The 19,502-nt window shown below is 41.6% G+C and carries 18 protein-coding genes, 1 pseudogene and 1 riboswitch; of the genes and pseudogenes, 4 read left to right on the top strand and 15 right to left on the bottom strand.

All coding sequences use genetic code 11. The features are described 5' to 3' along the window. Positions 1 to 445 precede the first annotated feature (445 nt). Positions 446 to 1,051: a peroxiredoxin gene (locus tag D3H55_RS24830; RefSeq protein ID WP_240628463.1), complete on the top strand. Its 606-nt coding sequence runs from the start codon at positions 446 to 448 to the stop codon at positions 1,049 to 1,051. Between the two features lie 1,060 nt (positions 1,052 to 2,111). Here the strand turns inward: D3H55_RS24830 and rlmN are convergent. Both rlmN and D3H55_RS02900 read right to left on the bottom strand, forming a co-directional pair. Beyond that, the gene (gene rlmN / locus D3H55_RS02895; protein ID WP_119545396.1) at positions 2,112 to 3,188 is read right to left on the bottom strand and encodes a dual-specificity RNA methyltransferase RlmN; all 1,077 of its coding nucleotides are present in this window, start codon (positions 3,186 to 3,188) and stop codon (positions 2,112 to 2,114) included. A 136-nt stretch (positions 3,189 to 3,324) separates the two neighbouring features. After that, entirely contained in the window at positions 3,325 to 3,639 is a 315-nt protein-coding gene (locus D3H55_RS02900) for a hypothetical protein (protein WP_119545397.1), read from the bottom strand. Positions 3,640 to 3,759: 120 nt separating this feature from the next. On the opposite strand from D3H55_RS02900, the gene D3H55_RS02905 reads away from it, so the two are divergent. Then, entirely contained in the window at positions 3,760 to 3,987 is a 228-nt protein-coding gene (locus D3H55_RS02905; protein ID WP_205685319.1) for a hypothetical protein, read from the top strand. Between the two features lie 677 nt (positions 3,988 to 4,664). Here the strand turns inward: D3H55_RS02905 and D3H55_RS02910 are convergent. The 3 genes from D3H55_RS02910 to D3H55_RS02920 all read right to left on the bottom strand — a co-directional run bounded on the left by D3H55_RS02910 (position 4,665) and on the right by D3H55_RS02920 (position 8,322). Beyond that, positions 4,665 to 6,674 carry a putative bifunctional diguanylate cyclase/phosphodiesterase gene (locus D3H55_RS02910; protein WP_119545398.1) on the bottom strand — a complete coding sequence of 670 codons (2,010 nt, stop codon included), beginning with the start codon at positions 6,672 to 6,674 and terminating at the stop codon, positions 4,665 to 4,667. Positions 6,675 to 7,125: 451 nt separating this feature from the next. After that, positions 7,126 to 7,533: an NUDIX hydrolase gene (locus D3H55_RS02915; RefSeq protein ID WP_168412938.1), complete on the bottom strand. Its 408-nt coding sequence runs from the start codon at positions 7,531 to 7,533 to the stop codon at positions 7,126 to 7,128. Positions 7,534 to 7,578: 45 nt separating this feature from the next. Beyond that, positions 7,579 to 8,322, bottom strand: coding sequence for a YwaF family protein (locus tag D3H55_RS02920; protein ID WP_119545400.1), 744 nt, complete (start codon positions 8,320 to 8,322; stop codon positions 7,579 to 7,581). 622 nt (positions 8,323 to 8,944) lie between these two features. Beyond that, positions 8,945 to 9,045, top strand: a riboswitch (purine riboswitch). A 94-nt stretch (positions 9,046 to 9,139) separates the two neighbouring features. On the opposite strand from D3H55_RS02920, the gene D3H55_RS02925 reads away from it, so the two are divergent. Further along, complete coding sequence (locus tag D3H55_RS02925) at positions 9,140 to 10,432, top strand: NCS2 family permease (RefSeq protein ID WP_119545401.1); 1,293 nt, start codon at positions 9,140 to 9,142, stop codon at positions 10,430 to 10,432. Positions 10,433 to 10,567: 135 nt separating this feature from the next. Here the strand turns inward: D3H55_RS02925 and D3H55_RS02930 are convergent, their stop codons facing one another. After that, entirely contained in the window at positions 10,568 to 12,049 is a 1,482-nt protein-coding gene (locus tag D3H55_RS02930; protein ID WP_119545402.1) for a Na+/H+ antiporter NhaC family protein, read from the bottom strand. Between the two features lie 427 nt (positions 12,050 to 12,476). On the opposite strand from D3H55_RS02930, the gene D3H55_RS02935 reads away from it, so the two are divergent. Continuing rightward, the gene (locus D3H55_RS02935; RefSeq protein WP_119545403.1) at positions 12,477 to 12,974 is read left to right on the top strand and encodes a L,D-transpeptidase family protein; all 498 of its coding nucleotides are present in this window, start codon (positions 12,477 to 12,479) and stop codon (positions 12,972 to 12,974) included. A 43-nt stretch (positions 12,975 to 13,017) separates the two neighbouring features. On the opposite strand, the gene D3H55_RS02940 is transcribed toward D3H55_RS02935, so the two are convergent. The 9 genes and pseudogenes from D3H55_RS02940 to D3H55_RS02975 all read right to left on the bottom strand — a co-directional run bounded on the left by D3H55_RS02940 (position 13,018) and on the right by D3H55_RS02975 (position 19,372). Next, the gene (locus tag D3H55_RS02940; RefSeq protein ID WP_119545404.1) at positions 13,018 to 13,290 is read right to left on the bottom strand and encodes a GNAT family N-acetyltransferase; all 273 of its coding nucleotides are present in this window, start codon (positions 13,288 to 13,290) and stop codon (positions 13,018 to 13,020) included. Between the two features lie 92 nt (positions 13,291 to 13,382). Next, positions 13,383 to 14,225: a DUF2785 domain-containing protein gene (locus D3H55_RS02945; RefSeq protein ID WP_119545405.1), complete on the bottom strand. Its 843-nt coding sequence runs from the start codon at positions 14,223 to 14,225 to the stop codon at positions 13,383 to 13,385. Further along, positions 14,222 to 14,785, bottom strand: coding sequence for a GNAT family N-acetyltransferase (locus D3H55_RS02950; RefSeq protein ID WP_119545406.1), 564 nt, complete (start codon positions 14,783 to 14,785; stop codon positions 14,222 to 14,224). The genes D3H55_RS02945 and D3H55_RS02950 overlap by 4 nt, the downstream gene beginning before the upstream one ends. 285 nt (positions 14,786 to 15,070) lie before the next feature. Next, positions 15,071 to 15,526: a DIP1984 family protein gene (locus tag D3H55_RS02955; protein ID WP_119545407.1), complete on the bottom strand. Its 456-nt coding sequence runs from the start codon at positions 15,524 to 15,526 to the stop codon at positions 15,071 to 15,073. Between the two features lie 124 nt (positions 15,527 to 15,650). Then, positions 15,651 to 16,550: an EamA family transporter gene (locus D3H55_RS02960; RefSeq protein ID WP_119545408.1), complete on the bottom strand. Its 900-nt coding sequence runs from the start codon at positions 16,548 to 16,550 to the stop codon at positions 15,651 to 15,653. A gap of 188 nt (positions 16,551 to 16,738) precedes the next feature. Continuing rightward, positions 16,739 to 17,281 (bottom strand): GNAT family N-acetyltransferase, encoded by a 543-nt coding sequence (locus D3H55_RS24835; RefSeq protein ID WP_240628466.1) that lies wholly within the window; start codon positions 17,279 to 17,281, stop codon positions 16,739 to 16,741. A gap of 69 nt (positions 17,282 to 17,350) precedes the next feature. Next, positions 17,351 to 17,773: pseudogene (locus D3H55_RS24840) on the bottom strand (DinB family protein); the annotation flags it as partial. Positions 17,774 to 18,107: 334 nt separating this feature from the next. Next, on the bottom strand, positions 18,108 to 18,680 hold the full coding sequence (clpP, locus tag D3H55_RS02970) for an ATP-dependent Clp endopeptidase proteolytic subunit ClpP (protein WP_119545410.1): 573 nt from the start codon (positions 18,678 to 18,680) through the stop codon (positions 18,108 to 18,110). Between the two features lie 14 nt (positions 18,681 to 18,694). Further along, positions 18,695 to 19,372, bottom strand: a complete 678-nt coding sequence (locus tag D3H55_RS02975; protein ID WP_119545411.1) for a sigma-70 family RNA polymerase sigma factor — start codon at positions 19,370 to 19,372, stop codon at positions 18,695 to 18,697. Between the last annotated feature and the right edge of the window lie 130 nt (positions 19,373 to 19,502).

Consider the following 19,502-nt stretch of genomic DNA (forward strand, 5'->3'; position numbering starts at 1 on the left):
GATAAAAAGTTTCACTTAATTTTTTCGGGGACTTATCAAAGGGCTGTTTTTGCATTTTTTCCTCCAGCGTAAAAATCCCATGTGCCTAATCGCCCCTCTTCAATACTGGGTATCCCAAGGAAAAGAAAGAGCCGCTCTTTTTTTGCTTACTGTGTTTTTTACAGTTATTAAAAGAACTTATTAAAATAGAAATAACTGCTTTCGTTCAGAAAATATGTATAACGGAAGGAAAAATCCGCTTTGGTTTTGATAGAAGGAATTTCAGTAATCATGGAAAATGCTTTAGGGATTCCGAATAGGGCAATACGTGTAAAAAAACTTAAAGTCGATGAATCAGGCATCTTAAAGTCTCCGGACTTTATCTAATGAAACGGCATTCGGTCCTCATAATAATTCCAGGAGTCATGAATATATTTAATATATCGTATAGAAAAGAGGTGAGGTAATGGACTATAGTGGAAAACATCCCATCCAAGAGCCCTTTTGCGCACAGCCGAATGGCCCCGCTCCATCGTTTTCTGCAGAAGCTTTTTTTAATACAGACAAAAAGATAAAAACGATCTCATTAAATGATTTTCGCGGGAAATGGGTCGTCCTGTTTTTTTATGGCAGTGATTTCACATTTGTGTGACCTACCGAATTAGCAGCGGTCGCTGCTATTTACCCCGTATTTCAATCCTTAAACGCTGAAGTACTGGCAATCAGTACAGACAGCGTATATGCACATAAAGTTTTCACTGAAGTATCACCCATGCTATCGAATGTCATGTATCCTCTTGTCAGTGATCGCAACCATGAAATTTCCAGGAGCTATCGTGTTCTCAACGCGGCCGCCGGGGCTGCCACCAGGGCAACGATCATTATCGACCCAGAAGGATTGATTATTTCCAAAATGGTCTATCCCTCAGAGGTCGGACGAAACATATATGAGATTTTGAGACTTCTTCAAGGAATCCAATACAGCTGTGAAACAGGAAAAGGTGTGCCTGCCAATTGGATGCCGGGCAATCCAGGAATTGCGAAAGGTGCCAATTTAATAGGAAAGATTTAAACCGCCCCGCCGAACAGGTGTCATTATGGTTATTATAGTATACTTTACCATATTTAGGTGCCGACGGTAATGTCAACGTTATTCTGACCCTGGTTTAAGGGTCATCTTACGCAAAAAGAGCAGTCAGCTTTGCAGGCCACTGAGATTTTCCGATTTTTAAACTATAGTTCTGCGTAATTATGAAAAAGCATCGTATATGTTGTCCTTTTTATCCCATTATTTTTAGAATACTTTTAATGTTTACCGTAAATATAGCCATGGAACCTTGTGATTCCATGTCAATTAGACCCGAGTATTCTGCCACATTATACCCATATCAAGACAATAATTATCCTTTAATTCTTCATAATTAAAGGCTGTTTTCGCATATATTGTTGCTTACGGAAAAATCCCAGGAGCCGGATTTTTCCCCTGTATAAAAAGGTTTTAATTTCGAAAAAGAACGAGCAGCTCTTTTCTTTCCTGCTCACATGGGTTTTTCCGACGATATACCAGGATAGTAGTTGAAATTTATAGTGAATAGCAACAAAGTTTACGAAAAGAGCCTAATTAAAAGAAAAGTCGATCAAGTCCTTATTTTACGCAACATATTATCTTGAGGAACGACGATATCATAAAGGTCCGTATACTTGCTGAATATCATTGTTTGTTGTTGTTGAATCATTGGAAACCACCCACTATTATAGATACCTTTTATTATAAAAATAAGGATTTGAAAGTGTATAGTTTCCTTTTATCTGCTCGTTGATTGGAGTGGAGGGTGGGTGACCTCCTGCGGGATTAGCTGGACAGGTGAGACCCCGCAGGCGCAGCCGAGGAGGCTCACCGCCCGCCCCGCGGAGTCACACACCTGGAACGGAAATCAACACTTTTTCATAGAATCTCAAGTGAAAAAGGCAGGATCGCTCAATGAATTGAACGATTCTGCCTTTTAAATTTTTCTTGGACTTTTTCAGTGGCCTCCAGCTTTGACGGCTCTTTTTGTGTTAAATCCAATTCATCATAAAGTCTGTATTACACAAGGAAGGAAAAACCCTGCATGAGGATTCTCTTGAAAGAATCAGGAATGGGATTTTTCTTTATCCTTTTTAATTTGCTTGCTGCGGAGTTGACCGCAGGCAGCATCGATATCAGTTCCATGCTCGGTACGTACACCGCAATTGATTCCTTGATCAAGTAAAGTCCCGTAGAATTCTACAATGGCCTCTTTCGTACTTCGCTGATATTGACCATGTTCATCCACTGGATTGTAAGGGATAAGATTCACATATGACAAATGCTTTTTATTTTTCAGGAGCTTTGCCAGCTGCATTGCTTCTTCTTTATGGTCATTCACATCTTGAAGCAAAATATATTCAAAAGTGATTCTTCGGTTCGTTTTTTCAAGATAGTAATCGATGGCCGGCATCAGCTTTTCAAGCGGATATGCCTTATTGATCTTCATGATTCTGGAACGCAGCTCATTGTTCGGTGCATGAAGTGAGACAGCAAGATTCACTTGGATATTCTCTTCTGCCCAATCATAAATACGATTGGCAAGTCCGCTTGTTGATACCGTAATATGTCTGGCTCCAATTGAAAGACCTTTCTGGTCATTAACAACACGAAGGAAATCCATAAGATTATCATAGTTGTCAAACGGCTCACCAATACCCATTACAACAATATGGCTGACCCTGTCATCATTTCCTTTTGCATCAAGATGGTGCTGGACATTCATGATCTGCTCAACGATTTCACCGCTGGAAAGATCACGATTTTTCCTGAGCAGGCCGCTTGCACAAAAAGAACAGCCGATATTACAGCCGACCTGGGTTGTCACACAAACAGAGTAGCCGTAATTGAATTTCATCAAAACAGTCTCGATGAGGTTTCCATCCTGCAGTTTGAATAGAAATTTGATGGTGCCATCTTTTGATTCCTGTTTGATTTCTTCTTTAAGTGTTCCCATATGAAAATTTTCTTCCAACAGTGCGATACAGTTGGCTCCGATATTTTTCATCTCAAAGAAATTTTTCACACGCTTTTTATATAACCAATCCCAAATCTGTGAGGCACGGAATTTCTTTTCGCCTTTTTCCACAATCCAGGACGTAAGTTGATCTATTGTTAAACCATATATAGAAACTTTTTCCATTATAAAACCTCTTTTCAAATGTCTTGCCTTTTTCTACTTTTTCTATACTACTTAAAGTATGCCAATGTCGCAACCCATTTATAATGAAAAGCACAATAATATTGATTCAGCTTTTAACTGTATGAACATTTCCCACTCAATGACCGCTGTTAATTGATTCACCTTCGCCGTGCAAAACTATTTCTGTGATATACGGAACTTTTTCTCCATACCATTCGTATTCAATATCATAGGATGTATCTTCCTCTAAAACATTCCATAAGGTATTATTCTTTACTTCGACCTTTTTGTCTGATGCATATATAAAATAGCGGCCTTCAAGTTCTTCTTTTCGGTCGATCTTGACTGAATTCATGGAATCCGAGTGAATCAATGTGTAATTACCTATATAAAAAATGATACCTCCCATTACGATCAAGATGATGAGAATACGGCCCATAATTTTCATCATAGATAAATTCCTCCTTTCGGTTAGTGAAGCTCCGTCTTCAGACCGAGAAAATAATCTACCAAATTAGTTAGAATATACTTATAATTAAGATACATCAAACAATTAAGAAGGAGCGGTTATATGTTGATAGCAATTGTTACAGTTGTCATGATTTTCTCTATACCGATTATAGCCATAGTGACAGACCATTTCCAGAAAAGTGCTAAGTACAAGCAGTCCCTTTTGAAAGATGAACTTGAACTTGAAAAACTTAAGCACGAAAACTTTGTCATTGAAACAGAAAAAATGAAACTCGAACTGGAAAAAATGAAATTGGACCGGCCAAAGGATAAGACCGAAATCCTGTAATATTAAGTTCCGAAATGTTCAATTCCCTATTTTTGTTCAGGCCATCAACTGCACAAAGCCGTATACCTTGATTGACTGATAAACTGCCAAATGATTACTATATGTTGTTGTGATTGTTAACAAGCCCAAACAGAATACTTACACAAACTAAACCGGAATCTGCCAGTGTCGGGACCTTCGAAGAAACTCCTGCTAAAGAACAGGGGTTCCGCTGGCAGCATTGCATTTTACCCCTGCTCAGTTTTACTTTACTGCCATGCTAATTGAAAGGGCCGTCCCTCTTCAAAGTAAACTATTTCCCCTTTAGCCAGTTTTCCAGAGTGGTAAATATCTTAGATAAGGAATTTCCTTCCAGAGGTGAATCCAAGCCAGCTGTATCGATATGTCCTTTCAGAGACCGGCTTCCTCCCGCCTTACACATCTCCAAATAGGATTTTCATGCAGATTGAAAATCCTGCTGTGACCTTTGCCATAATTGAATGATTCGCCAAAATAAAAAGGTTTTTCCCCTTTACCAAGATAGGTTGCGTACCCTTTTCCTCTGGAGCAGATCATGGCACTCTCCCTGTTTTAAAAACTTCAGCAGGATGTTTAGTCTTTACTTATTGGTAGAAATCCAAAAAAAGGACATCGATTCCTATGCGAATCGATGTCCTTTTTTGGTTCCAATTTATACCTTATGTAAATGCAGCGTCTGGATGGAGCCTTCCCCCGCTTTCCTGTAAATACCTGAGAAGATCCCTGCTGTTCAAAGGTTTGCTGTAATGATACCCTTGGGCATAATGACACTGCTGACTAAGCAGAAAACTCTCCTGCTGAGGCAGTTCAACCCCTTCAGCAACCACTTCAAGTCCAAGATTTCCTGCAATGGAGAAGATTGCCTTTACAATCGCATCATCTTTTCCGCTGCCATTCACACTACTTATAAAAGAACGATCAATTTTTATACTCTGTATCGAAAAGTCTTTCAAGTAACTGAGTGAACTATAACCTGTTCCAAAATCATCAATCGATATCCCGATTCCATCCTCCCGGAATTTTTTCAACAGCGAAAGGGTATGTTCAGTATTCGCCATTGCCATGGACTCTGTGATTTCAATTGTTACGAGGGATGGGGGAATACCGGTTTCCTTTATGATTTCTGTCATCACCCCATATATATCGCCTGTCGAAAATTGCTTTAACGAAAGATTGATAGAAACCACGAATTCTCGATTCATCAGGAGATTCCATTCATGAATCTGCCTGCAGGCTTCCTTGGCGACCCATTCCCCGATCGGAACAATCAAGCCGGTATCTTCAGCAATGGGGATAAACTCTGCCGGGCTGATCAAGCCGCGGACGGGGTGATTCCACCTTAACAAGGCTTCGAAACCGGCCACTTTCTGGTCTTTCAAATTGACCATTGGCTGATAATATACTTCCAGTTCACTGTTAAGCAGCGCTTTGCTCAAATCGGATTGAAGTGTGATTTCACCATTATACTGCTTTTCAATCTCTTCATTAAAGATCGTAAATGAATTTCTGCCATTCCCTTTGGTTTTGTACATGCTGATATCTGCTTTGACCAACAGCTCGGCTGGTGTTTTACCGTTTGCAGGAAAAGCACAGGCACCAATCGATGCAGTGACTGTCACTTGGCGGCCGTCAATGGTGAGCGGCTGTGAGAAATATTCAAGGATGGCGGCACAAAACTCTTGTATGGAATAAGCTCCCCCTTTTTCCTGAAAGAGAATTATGAACTCATCTCCGCCAAGCCTGCCGGCTGCATCATTTGAACCAAGCATGGATTTCAGGAATTCAGCAACCTCCTTCAGGATTTCGTCGCCAAAAAAATGGCCGTGCGTATCGTTGATATGCTTAAAATAATCCAGGTCCAAAAGCAGGAGATGGAAAGGTGCGCCGCAAACAGTCTTTTCCTTCAGTAAGTCCTGTAAATAGGTGCGATTATACAAACCTGTAAGAGAGTCATGGTAGGCCAGGTAATTAAGCTTTGCTCTCTCATTCAGGTACTGCCTTTCCCCTGTTGCAACAGTAATGACAAGCAGAAGGGTAATCATCAAATAATCCAGATTGAAAAGCCCCTTATAATCGGATATGCTGAAGGCATCAGTAACAGTAAGCATAGATCCGAAAAGCGAGCATCCGCAAATGAGCGAAATCACAACAAGAGAACTATTTCGAATTTTCTCAAATGCATGAAGCTGATCAAACCTTACCTGCTGAAGGATCCTGGACATTAAAAACAGGGTAATGATTGTATGCAGCACAGCGAACAGCAGTTTATCCTTCAGTATGTATGTATTGAAACCTGTCATTTCCAGATAAAAATTACATTGAATCGTGGTGAGAAACAGGCCCGAAATGATACTGCTGAGAAAGTATCCTGTTGAATTCTTTTCCAGCTGGATGTTCTTCAAGTCATAAAATACCAGTGCGAATGCCAGGTTTGTAAATAGAAAAAGACTTATTATTATGTACCAGCTGTCATGCAGCTGGATGTTTTCATATGAGCCATGTTTGATCACCAGAAGCACAATGGCCACCCATACAACCGCCGAGGCAGCTGCTGAGTTGGCGGCAACTGCCTTTATATCCCGAAAAAGGATGCTGTATTTTAGTAACGCAAAAACTGAAGTACTGAACATCAGTATGCAAATTGATATAAATAAAATCTCGGTGCTCACTCATTCGTCCCCTTGCTTTCTATTCAAAGTGGTTAAATATTCCTACTAATTATATAATTTATCTTCATATTTTGATATAGAAAAATCCTCGACTTGCCATGGGATTGCTGACAAATAGTATTTTGCAGTTTCCAATAATCTGTTGAATTCGATCTCGCTTCTCACGGTTCCACTCCAATTCATCGTTTTCCAATAGTTCAGAATTCATTTATAGTTTACCATAATTTTCTTTTGAACTGAGGTTTTTTCAAGTGCATCGAGAGCCATATAACCCTCTACTAAAAAAGAAGCCCTGAAGGCTTCATTTTAAATGACTTTTTTCAATTTCCATATGAATATCGGAGTGCCCTCTTTCGAAGAGGAATAGCAGTTCCTTTCTATTTTGTTAACCATGATTATTAAATTCATTATTAATTTTAGCAGCAAATTATAAAAAAGAGCTTTTGCAAAGTTAGTAAACTGGTTTAGAAATTCCTGCAATTTCTTTTATTAACGAAAGATCTTCAGGATACATCTGCTTAAAATGTTCGTATTCTTCTACCTTCTTCCAGCAGGCTTCCGCAATATTGAAGTCTGGGTCATTGACTTCCAACCTGCCGCCTGTCTTCTTTACTTGGAAATAGTGTGTGGTGACCTCAATACCTTGAATGACCGTTTGCTTGACCTGAAGTTTTTTGACAATCTTCACCTGGCAGCCGGTCTCTTCTGCCACTTCACGGATACAGCACTCTTCAGGCGCCTCCCCCTCTTCCATGCCACCTGAAGGCACACTCCAGATTTCAGTATCGGCACTTCTGACAACAAGGACCTCCCGTTTTTCATTTACACAGATTGCTGCAGCGCCCTGCCAACTTTTCATATCTAATCCCCCTTTATCCTGTCTCTGCATCCATTATACAAATTTTCACTGATTTTGATGTAAACCGGTGTTTGATGTGCTCTTCTTCTTTGAAAAGTAAAATGGAAGATATAAAAGCGAAAATAAAAGGAATGCTACTGCTTCCAAAGAGAAAATATACCAGGGATAGGGACCCAGAAAATCAATCGGGCTTGCATTCACAGGTTTGTGAAGCAGAAACATATAATTTGCACCTATGGCGATGTTCACTAAAAAAACGAAAAAAGCAATGATATTCAGGGCGGCCAAAGACTTAAAGACCGACGTGAAGTGCGGTTTGTATCCTTCGATCCACACCATATACAAGCATGACAGAACGATTGCTATATGAGCGATAAAGAATTGAAAGAATCGAAAATGGGGATATCCGAAAAATAATTCAGGTGTTAGGATTGCCACAAACGCTCCGGTCATGCTGACAAAAAAAGTCACTTCAAATATCCGGTAATTTCTTGTCAGGAGCATTATTGTACAGAGATAAAGAGAGAGCGAACAAAGCTGGAATGGCAGGTTGATACTGAGGTCCCAGCGGCCGTTGATATAATACCAGTATTGAAATGAAACCTCACTCATAATGAGCAGCCCCGTCAATATGATCCGCAGCGGAGTTCCTGCTTCATTTTTCAGCCTGTTCCTTACTATGTAGAATAGTACAATTAGCAGTACTGATGTCACTATAGCCAATAGATGTGAACCTGAAAACATTTCAAATGGATACCTTTGCTGATCAAAATTAAGAAGCTGTCCCATTGTTTTCCCCTTTCAAACTTTAACGCTTTAACGGATGAAGAGGGACTGACCCTTTTATCACATTAAAGATTGGATTTCTTTTGAATAGTATACCGTATTCTATTCTTTCCGCGGCTCTTCTTACACTTTGCTTCAGCTTTATTTGATATTCTGAAGAAATGCAGTATCACCGGGAATATCAGGATATCACATAGAAGAAAATGTCTGGCTTCCCGTTTAGAGAAAACAGCTGGTGATACGGGAAGAAGCGGGGTTATGCCTGGTGAAAAGGGCTATTTAATACACGCAAGTAAAGAGCTTTCCCATTATGTTGGTCCAGCTTTTCCCTGAATACCAATCTAGTGCTAGTCTATTATTGGCAGCTGAATAATATGCATTAGGCCTCTCCTGATTAAAATCCGTTTTGCATTTTCAAATGCACTTATCTACTTTCCCTGATCCCTATTACCTAAAACCCTGCATACTTGCCTGAAAATCGGCTCTTTCATTCATTTCGCGGTCAAAGGCGTGGGTCCCAATCGAATACGAGGGCAGTTAAAACAGGAGCCGGAATTATGTAAATTGCATGACTATTCACTTCTCTATTGACGCCTTGATTCTGTGCTGTTAAGATTTTCACTATTATATTTGAATAATAAAACCTTGTATAAGTTCAGGAATACGGCTTGAACGTTTCTACCAGCTACCATAAATAGCTTGTCTACAAGGATAGTGAAAATATTTCTATGTTTCCTATTCTTTTAGATATTGCTCTGGCGGCTGGTGGCTGCGGGAGCTTTTTTTGTTGCTTGAGCTGGACAACAGGAGGGCAATCAACATGAAGAAGTTTTTTCAATTTAATGAGCGACAGACATCCTTTAGGCAAGAAACACTTGCTGGTGTTACCACATTTTTGTCTATGGCCTATATTTTGGTCGTGAACCCTATCATCCTCAGTCAATCAGGGATGGATAAAGGTGCGCTTTTTACAGCCACTGCCTTATCCGCAATCGTTGGCACCCTGCTGATTGGGCTTCTTGCAAATTACCCTATCGGAATTGCACCGAGCATGGGGTTAAACTCTTTCTTTACGTTTTCAGTCTGTATCGGAATGGGGATAGACTGGGAAGTTGCCCTTACAGGGGTGTTTGTTGCGGGAGTAATCTTTATGGTTTTAAGCCTTTTAAAGATCCGCGAAAAAATCATTAATGTGATCCCACAGGATTTAAAACATGCGATTGCTGCAGGAATTGGGTTTTTTATTGCATTCATCGGTTTGCAGAACTCCGGGATCATTGTTTCCAACCCTGATACATTTGTATCGATCGGAGAGCTTGCCTCTCCAATGACCGGACTGGCGGTTGCCGGTTTTGTCATTACCGTATTGATGCTGGTCCGGGGAATACATGGGGCGATTTTCATCGGGATGGTCATCACCACTATTATTGGCATGGCCGGCGGCTTAATCAGCCTTCCAAAATCGATTGTGGGTCAGGTGCCAAGCCTTGAGCCGACATTCGGGGTTGTATTTAACCATTTAGGGGATATTTTCACTCCTCAAGTTCTCACTGTCATTTTCACTTTCCTGTTCGTTGCATTCTTTGATACTGCGGGCGCCTTGATTGCTGTAGCAAGCCAGGCTGGGCTGATGAAGGATAACAAGATTCCGAACGCAGGACGGGCACTGCTAGCAGATTCCACATCCGGTGTAGTCGGCGCTGTTCTGGGTACGTCCACCACTGCATCGTTCGTTGAATCTTCAGCAGGCATAGCTGTCGGCGGAAGAACAGGGTTTACATCAGTCGTGATTTCAGTTTGTTTCTTCATAGCCTTGTTTTTCTCACCTATTCTGGGAGTCATCACCCCTGAAGTAACCGCACCGGCATTGATCATCGTCGGGGCACTGATGGCGACGGAAATGAGCAAAATCAATTGGACTAGAATGGAGATTGTGATTCCATCCTTCATCACTATACTGATGATGCCTTTAACCTTCAGTATTGCTACAGGAATTGCGCTTGGATTTATCCTTTATCCATTGGCGCTGATTTCCCAGAAGCGCTTTAAAGAAGTGCATCCCATCATGTATGTCCTTTGTATTCTGTTCATATGTTATTTTTTGTTTGTGTAGACGACGCTTTAATGCTTCACCGCACCCGGGGACAGTCCCCTGTTACTTTAAAGTAACAGGGGACTGTCCCCGGGTTTGTTAACGCGTTAACGCATTAAAAAGAGAAGCCGGATAATCCAGCTTCTCTTTTCTAAACTACTTATAATCTTTTGGTTTAATTTCTTCGCCGTTTTTCCCAGTGTAACGCAAACCCCAGCCTGTCAGTGCTGCAATGAGCATGACAATCAGAAGGCCCCACCCCTGGAATACAAAAGGGAAAACCTCTGTCGGGCTGACAATCGGCAGGAAATCATACTCATCAGCAGCGCCCTTGATGGTAGCCCATGCAAGAAGCACACCGCCGCTCCATGGAAATATATAGCCTAGTGAAGAGGAAACGGTATCAAGGAAGTTCGCCCTTCTATATGGATGGATATTCATTTCTTTTCCGATTTTTCGTACGAACGGTGCAGCCGCAATTTCCGCTGCTGTATTGATCGTGATGAAAATATTAAGAAATGCCACAATCCCAAAGATGGATAGTTCTGCTCTGCGGACTACGTTGTTGATCATCTTCAAGAAGAAGTTCTTGATGACTTCCATCGTTCCGGCCACTTCCATCAAATGAGCCGCCGCCAGAATGAATAATATTAAAATAGCCATATTGAAATAGCCGCCGATTCCGCTCATCAATGCACCTTCCACCACTGCCGTTCCCGTATCATCCTTATAAATATGGATGACCTCTGTAAAAGGTGTACCGGAAATGAAGATGAACGCAATGGATGCAACAATCCCCCATGTTAGGGAAGTCAGCAAATGATGGCCGGACAGTGCCAGATACAAAACCAGCGCGAACGGAATCAATAAAAGAAGACCATTGGGCGAAACCTGTTCCTGGAGCTGGGTCATGGCTGCTGTACTGCCCGTTTCGCCGCCTCCGCCTAAAACGACAAATAGAATCAATGCAGGTATGGCGGCAGCAATCGAATACTTGAACCTTGAACGTACGACTCCCGGTACATCAGCATCCTGTGTTGTAGCAGACACAATCGTCGTATCTGAAACTGGTGCAAGATTGTCCCCGAATACAGCTCCGCTCAAAACCGCTGCCAGTAAAACCACCGGGTCTGCGCCCAGAATGATTCCAGCAGGATACATCAGAATACCAAAAGTCGCTACGGTCCCATATCCGGTACCGACAGCAGTTGAAAACAATGCCGCCAGCAGGAAGGTCAAGCCTACAAAAAGTCCGCCTTCCAAATTCGTCTGGAACCCGAACCATATCAAGCCGTCTACAAGTCCTCCGGCAGAAAGCAATTTAGCGAACATTCCAGCCCAAAACCAGGCAATCACAGCTATAACCCCTATTGGCTGTGCCATCCCGGAAAACAAGCTTTGAGCATAATCCGACCATTTCGATTTACAAAAAAATAATCCAATCGCAATCCCGATGACCATTCCGAGCACAAGTGCTTCCTCTGTAACAAGTTCTGCAACACTTAATGAAATTGCCCAAATGATGAAGAATACTAGCGGAATGGTAGCCGCAAAGACACCGCCCCTGAACTCCAGCCTCTCGATCGACTTTTCACCAATTGCTTCATCGATCACATCTTCTCTCTGTTTTTTATCCATGACGTCCCCCCTAAGTTGTTGTCCATATCAGTCTACCATTTCCCGAAATATTTTGAAAACATTTTCAAGAATAGAATAACAATTTAGTACTTTAGCAACTAATAAAATCAGTATTTCCCGGTTCTAAAAACAATATTTGAATAATAAATTATTTCTTTTGACATATTCTTTGCCACTCTTTCCCATATGTTTTCATATAATAAAACGGGTGTTTTCGCATATATTGTTGCTTCCGGAAATATCCCAAGTGCCGGATTTTTCTATTGTATTCAAAGGTTTTACTCTTGAAAAGAACGAGCAGCTCTTTTCTATCTTGCTCACCAGGGTTTTTGAAACGATTTATCAAGATATTATTTGAAATTTATATTGAATAGCAACAAAGTTTACGAAAAGAATCAATAAAATAAACGAAGCATGGAGGCGTGCCATGTACCAGCATATTGTTAAGGCGGGGGAAACCTTGTGGGCGATTTCAGAGGATTATCGGGTGCCATTTTCTGACTTGGTAAGAATCAACAACATATCCAATCCAAATTACCTCTTTATTGGCCAGAAAATCACAATTCCCGGTCTGCCAGACCCCAATCAAATTCCTTACTCCATTTTTGTATCAACAGGTCAGAGGAAGTTGACCCTCAGAAGAAATGGAACGGTTGTCAAAACATATCCCATCGCGGTTGGTAAAATGCTTACCACTACCCCCGTCGGAGAGTTTGTTATCATTAATAAGGCTCCCAATCCGGGTGGACCCTTCGGAACTATGTGGATGTCACTGTCGAAAAAATCCTATGGAATCCACGGCACCAATAATCCTTCGTCAATCGGAAAAGCTGTTTCAAAAGGATGCATCAGGATGTACAACAAGGACGTTGAAGAACTTGCCAAGACCATCCCTGTCGGAACAAGAGTAATGATTTCCCCATAGAAACAGAAAGAGAACCCGCAATGGGTTCTCCCTTTTCATTATTTTACTTCAGAACATCCTGATAACCCTCATTATTCTCAAGCACTTCTTTTGCATATGGGCATTCCGAGTCAACCTTCAAACCTTTTTCCCTTGCAAATTGGACAGCCTTATCAACCAGCTGGCCGCCGACACCCTGTCCTCTTAAATTTTCAGAAACAACGGTGTGCTCGATGACCATTTCACCATTATTTTCTTTATAAACCAGTTCTGCTTCAGGTTCCATTTCAGTTTTCCCCAAATAAAATTTATTAGAGCCTTGTTGAACTTCACTCATTACATTGCTCCTCTCTATTTCTTTTGGTATATATATTCCCTTAATGGAAACTCATTAAAACATACTAATGCTTTTGAGCAGCCAGGATTGAATCACTCCTGGGAGGTATATACGTCTGTATGCCAAGTATTCACCATAGAATGCACCTCGTACCGTACACCCTCATACCCTTCCAGCTGGCCTATACGAAAATACAAAGACTTCATAAAATCAAGCAGATTCTTCTTCTTTCTGAAAAAAGGAACGGTGAAGCCTGTTGAATGATAATACGATTTCAGCTCAAGATTTAATTCTCCAAGCCACAGAAGCATCTCCTGTTTTGTCAGTCCCTTTTTCAGAAGTGCCTCGATAGCAAAAATCAATCTTTCATCTTCATCATCCATGTAGACAGCTTCTTTTCCATAACAATTTCTTATGCTTCCGAGGCAGGCAGGGATCAGATCCTTATTAAAATAAGGATGATTAATGGCTGCTGCCAACAGGTCCGCTCCATGTGCAATACTGTGAGCCCAGCCTTTTGATTGTACATAACCACGGGTGTCCCTTTCTTCATTGAGATAGAATATAGATTTCCGTATTCCTTCCATAATCAATTCCTTTGGTACTGCAAGTATTTCAGCGTCTTTTTCAATCACCAGTGCAGCAGCCAGGGAGGAAAAGCTTCTGGTGAAAACAGAATCAGTACCCCTTTCACCGATTTTATAAAATAAATGTTCATCATTGATGGACGTTTGCAGCAATCGTATTAATTGAGCTGGCGAAAGAATATCTTTCGTAACCCAATTATAAAAGGTGGTGTAAATGACACGGTCTCTTAATTCGGGATCCGGATGCCCTATATTTTCGATCATCTCTGTTAAGATCGAATCCAAATCCATATCCGGGTTGTCAGCATTTGAAGCTGTGAATTCGTTCAGTTTCTCTGTTAAATTCATGACGATTCCTCAATTCCACTATTATTCCACTCGTCAGCCAGCATCCCATAGACCTGATGATCTACAAATTGGCCATACAACTTTTCCGCCTGCCTGATCTTGCCCTCATTGGTAAAGTTCAATCGTTCAGGAATGCTTCTGCTTTTTTTATTTTGTACAGCTGCCCTGACTTCCACTTTGTTCAATTGAAGATCGTGAAATGCATAATCAGTCAGAGCACTGACGGCCCTTGTCATTATTCCATTGCCTTGAAATTCACTTCCAAGCCAATATCCCACATAAGCGATACTGCTGGACCAGTCTATTGAATTAAAGCCTGCGGTTCCAGCAACCTTCCCTTTGAAAAGTATCAAGGTGGTCATACTTTTTTGTGCTGCATAGTTAGCCAAGGCTGTTGACAGGAATTCCTTGGTGTCCTCTGGTGTTCTGGTTCCGTCAAGCCACGGCAGCCATTCCCGGAGATATTCCCGGGAGGAATCGGTCAACTTGAAAAACTCTTCTGCATCACGCGGGTCCGGCAGTTTCAAAGACAAATCTTCGTCGATTTTATGTATAAACATAGAGCTCATCTCCTTGAATAGCTAAAAACTGGAAAATATTAATATCGGATATTAAAGAAGCCCACTGAGTGTGAGCTTCGAGTTCCCCATTCCCGCCCTCGCCTTTCATATCCGATGCGTGGTCATAAATGTAATATAAACAAGGTAATCAGTCTTTTATACTGAGAGGAAATTGTACTATCGGACTTGAACCGATGGGCACTCTCCCAGCCCGACCAAAGATTTTCTTTTTGCATCCGCTATATGATTAAGGCTACACCTGGCCCTTATTATCAAGTCATTGGATTAATCCAGTTCAGTCAGCCAGTTTGCCTGCTGGATCATTGTATCCAATATACGGTACTCTTTTGACAAATCATCAATTTCTTTCTGTAACTTTCGGACACTGACAGTCGGCACCCTGCGGATTTCAGACATGCTGTATCTGCCTTCGACCAATGATGCCTGGTCAGCCAGCGCCTGGAGCATCTGTCTCTTCTGCATGAGCATATCCCTCTTCACAAGTGCATCTGAAAGCATTCCGTAAGGCTGCAGTTCAGTTAATGCATTGGCCTTTTGTATCCTGCCAACCAATTCTTCCAATTTCTTGAATGACCTCTTCATTTCTTTTAATAAGCTCTGCGGATCCTCCGGGGGCTCTTCCCCTTCCTGGATGACAGCAGACCTTTCAAGTCTTCCTGACATTTGTGCAAGCCTTTTTTGCAAATCTGCTCTTTCAAGCAATGCTTCTGCCAATTTCACCAATACCACCCCCAGCTTAATTTCCTCGATTTACCAACTTCATTGATAATACCACACATTACTGAATTCTGAAAAGACAGATTTTATGATTGCCAAAGCTTATTACAGGATTAAAATCCCCTTCTTACTTCAGCACTTGCCTCTTCCTTTTCAATCCCACGTCCACATTGGTCAGAATGATCGCACCAAGAATCAAGAAAATTCCTGTCCACTGGATCCATGTGACATATTCATGGAGAAACAGCATGGATAAAATGATGGTGACAGGCAACTCTGCAGATCCCAGAATACTTCCGATACTTGATCCGATATGCGGCATTCCGTAAGCGAATAGAAAAGGAGGGATGAAGACACCAAAGAAGCCAAGGACTGTTCCATAAACACCTATATTTCCCGCACTCCCCATTCCTTCCTTAAGCAGAGCTGGCAAAAAATAGAGGGAAACAAACAGAAAACTTCCTGTTACCATATAGAAGCTCCTTTGCACTGCGGAAATATCCGGTGCTATTCTTGCATTCGCAAAAATGAAAAGGGCGAAGGCACCCGCCGCGGCCAGCCCTGCCAGGATGCCATTTACATCAAGCGAGGAAGAAGTTCCATCCAGAGATATCCTGCTGCTGAGGACCGTTCCAGCAAGAAGAATGAGAATGGCAGCCAATGTTTTCCTGTCTGGCGAGCGGTTTTCCACCGCACAATCAAGCAAGATTCCAATCCACACAAATTGAAACAATAAGATGATTGCAAAAGATGCTTCAACCGTTTGCAGAGAAGTATAATAAAAGACTCCCACCAACCCAGAGGGGATTCCGCCTGCAATTAAAAAAAGCTTCACTTTCGTTGAAAGAGTTTGTTTTACAGTGGTGAAAGAGTAAACCAGTGCTAATATGGACCATCCTATAAAAAATTGTGCAAAGGTCACTTCTGCGATTTTCATTCCATTTTGGTATGCCAGTTTTACAACTGTGGAAAGCACTCCGTACGAGCAGGCACCTATAAAAACCGCGAAAAGGTATTTCCATTTCATTAATTCCACCTCTTCTGATAAGAAAGATGACGTTTCAGGCTTTTCCGTAGTCTATTGCGTACATATTCACAGGCTCTATCCAATACCCTTTCAAATAGTAGAGGGACTTGCGCTCTTCTCTCTCTAAGAAGCAACCTCTTGTTTCCCGGAGGAAAATTCCGGTCATTAAAATTCTACGGATTCCTTTTTTATTCATCTGCTGGATTAATAATTGCCAGCACCTGATGATCCTCCCATTTTCCGTTGATCCTTACATTTTTCCTTGCTATGCCTTCTTTTTGAAATCCCGACTTTTCCAATACCCTGATCGATCCCACATTGTGGGGCATCACCCCTGCCTCGATCCTATGAAGCCTGAGCTCTGCAAATCCGAACTGGACAATAAGCTTTGCTGCTTCCGTAGCATAGCCCCTCCCATTATGGCCGTGATCCAGGAAGTACCCTATGAAAGCGCTTTGTAAGGAGCCACGCAAGACCTGGAATAGATTGATCGTCCCTATCAATCTATCTTCCCGGCTCAAGTAAATTCCAAAATGATACGCATGGTCATTTTCCTTGTCCCTGGCAAACTGCCTTATACGCTCCTTCTGTCCTTCCACAGTATAAAATCCTGCCGCCCTGTCCATGGAAAATGCCTCAAAAAACTCTTTATTGTCCTTTTGCAATCGAAGAAGCTCCATCACTTCCTGTCCGCTAAGCTCTTTTAGATAAATATCCTTGCCCATCAAGATATCGGTTTCGGTTACAGAATCATTTATACTTTCAATAGAATCTTTGAGATGCTCATCAATTTGTTTTTTGTGTCTTTCATCATGCTCAATCAAACCTTGAAAGTAACCATTCCAGGTTATCGATTTTCCTGGTACCTTTTGTGCGAAAGCTTCTTCAGGCATTTCCTGAAGATAACCTGTCAGCTCTTTTCTTATATTGACGAATAAATCGATAAGGTCTTCCTTGTTCATACTTCGTGCTAATACAGCAGCAGTCTCATTCAACCTATCAACGGTCACATCAGCTTGCGGCGGCTGTTCGTTTCTTAGAAAAGGTATTAACCGATTGTCTATGACAAACTGGTCCCAATGCAGGAAATGGGAAATCACTTCGGCAGTCCCCCATGAGCCCTCTTTAAATGGCTTAAACCAAAGATTATCGGGCAGCTGCTTAAATATCAATACCCATTCTGCCAGTTCCCGCTTCTGATTGATGATTTTTTCTTTTCTCATAGAACCTCCCCCAACCCAAAAAGTTTAATGAATGATAGCGAATTTTTCAAAATTTTTGTGTCAGCATGAATATACCATATTTTTCATAAACTGAATGTATCATTTTTGCAATTTTCTTCAAATGAACAAAAGGAGTCCTTGAGGAACTCCCTTTGCTGCACCTTCCCTAATTAGAATTGGCTGTTCTCAATACAATTCCAAGATCCGGATTTTCCCCCTTTATTACTCCCGAAAAAGAAGAGCATCTCTTTTCCCTCCTGCCTGCCAGGATTTCAAGAGACATTTATATTCAATGGAAGCAAAGTTTACGAATAGAGCCTTTAACATAGAAGCATTACACAATTTTATCAATAATCCCATATTCAAGCGCCTCGCGGGCAGACATGAAATAATCTCTGTCTGTATCCACTGCCACTCTCTGGATATCCTGCCCGGTCCTCTCAGCAATGATTGAATTGAGGCGCTCCTTTAATTTTAGAATCCGCTTTGCAGAAATCTCAATATCTGTTGCCTGCCCCCTTGCACCGCCGAGAGGCTGATGTATCATTATTTCACTATTGGGAAGGGAAAAGCGCTTCCCTTTCGTCCCTGCAAGAAGGAGCATAGCCCCAAATGATGCAGCCATCCCAGTGCAGATCGTACAAATATCCGGTTTGATATATTGCATCGTGTCGAATATAGCAAAGCCTGCTGAGGTTGAACCTCCCGGACTATTGATGTACAGGGAAATATCCTTCTCGCTATCCTCGGCAGCCAGAAATAAAAGCTGAGCAACGACATTGTTTGCCACATGATCATTTATTTCTTCCCCAATCATGACAATCCTGTCTTTCAATAGCCTTGAGAAAATATCATACGACCGTTCTCCGCCTTTTGTCTGTTCGATTACATAGGGAACTGCTCCCATAATTCACCCTCCGTTTATGCAGCAAGGACAGGATTCTGCAGTGAAGAGCGACCTTCGCGAGGAAAGAGTTCAGATGCATATGAAGAGTTGACAGATACAGGCCATGCATTGCTGGAAGCGGTTAGGATTTCAATCACTTCTTTTGCTTCCTCCTTAATGATTCCGCTGGCTATCCCATCAATCCATCCAGTAGCAATCTCTGCATTACCATCCAGGCGGCCGGTTTTCAATCGGGTCCTCATCCTGAATAAAGATGCCTTCACTGCACCTTCAGATAATGATAATTCCTCAGATATCTCTTTATAATTGTAATGGAACACATCCTTCAACAGAAAGATCACTGTCTGCTGCAATGTAAAATTCTTCAATATATTTTCAATTAAATAAGAAATGTCACTCGAAGAAGACATCTCACGGCTTTCTTCTTTCTGTACCTTGTCAGATAGAGATTCCCTGGCCCTCTTCCGTACAGTATCAATCCAATTATTTCTCGCAATGGTGTACAGTAATGCACTGTTCAGTTTTTGGTTTGTTTCTTTATAAGAATTGAGCACTTTGTAAATCGTTTCTTGAGCAAGATCTTCCCCATCCCATTTATCACCTGTCAGATTCCAGCAATAGGACCTTAATTGAGGATAGACCTTCATGATTTGATCCGCGGCATCATGGGTCTTGCCAAGCTTAGCATTCAATTTCTTTCACTCCTTTGGGTACCTCTATATTAGAAACGGATGAATCACATGAAAAGTTACGGGCCGAAGGAACTTTAGCAAAAATTGGGGCACTTTCCCCAAAAAGCCTGCCCCCTCAGATACTTTAAAA

Origin of the sequence: Bacillus salacetis (assembly GCF_003581585.1) — a bacterium.
Lineage (GTDB): Bacteria > Bacillota > Bacilli > Bacillales > Bacillaceae_B > Rossellomorea > Rossellomorea salacetis.

Excerpts from the sequence above, each read along its gene's own strand:
- D3H55_RS02960 (WP_119545408.1), bottom strand. The coding sequence starts at position 16,550 with ATGAAATGGAAATACCTTTTCGCGGTTTTTATAGGTGCCTGCTCGTAC.
- D3H55_RS02930 (WP_119545402.1), bottom strand. The coding sequence starts at position 12,049 with ATGGATAAAAAACAGAGAGAAGATGTGATCGATGAAGCAATTGGTGAA.
- D3H55_RS02920 (WP_119545400.1), bottom strand. The coding sequence starts at position 8,322 with ATGGGACAGCTTCTTAATTTTGATCAGCAAAGGTATCCATTTGAAATG.
- D3H55_RS02950 (WP_119545406.1), bottom strand. The coding sequence starts at position 14,785 with ATGTTTATACATAAAATCGACGAAGATTTGTCTTTGAAACTGCCGGAC.
- D3H55_RS02945 (WP_119545405.1), bottom strand. The coding sequence starts at position 14,225 with ATGAATTTAACAGAGAAACTGAACGAATTCACAGCTTCAAATGCTGAC.
- D3H55_RS02940 (WP_119545404.1), bottom strand. The coding sequence starts at position 13,290 with ATGAGTGAAGTTCAACAAGGCTCTAATAAATTTTATTTGGGGAAAACT.
- D3H55_RS02905 (WP_205685319.1), top strand. The coding sequence starts at position 3,760 with ATGTTGATAGCAATTGTTACAGTTGTCATGATTTTCTCTATACCGATT.
- D3H55_RS02925 (WP_119545401.1), top strand. The coding sequence starts at position 9,140 with ATGAAGAAGTTTTTTCAATTTAATGAGCGACAGACATCCTTTAGGCAA.
- D3H55_RS02915 (WP_168412938.1), bottom strand. The coding sequence starts at position 7,533 with ATGAAAAGTTGGCAGGGCGCTGCAGCAATCTGTGTAAATGAAAAACGG.
- D3H55_RS02935 (WP_119545403.1), top strand. The coding sequence starts at position 12,477 with ATGTACCAGCATATTGTTAAGGCGGGGGAAACCTTGTGGGCGATTTCA.
- rlmN (WP_119545396.1), bottom strand. The coding sequence starts at position 3,188 with ATGGAAAAAGTTTCTATATATGGTTTAACAATAGATCAACTTACGTCC.
- D3H55_RS02900 (WP_119545397.1), bottom strand. The coding sequence starts at position 3,639 with ATGATGAAAATTATGGGCCGTATTCTCATCATCTTGATCGTAATGGGA.
- clpP (WP_119545410.1), bottom strand. The coding sequence starts at position 18,680 with ATGGGAGCAGTTCCCTATGTAATCGAACAGACAAAAGGCGGAGAACGG.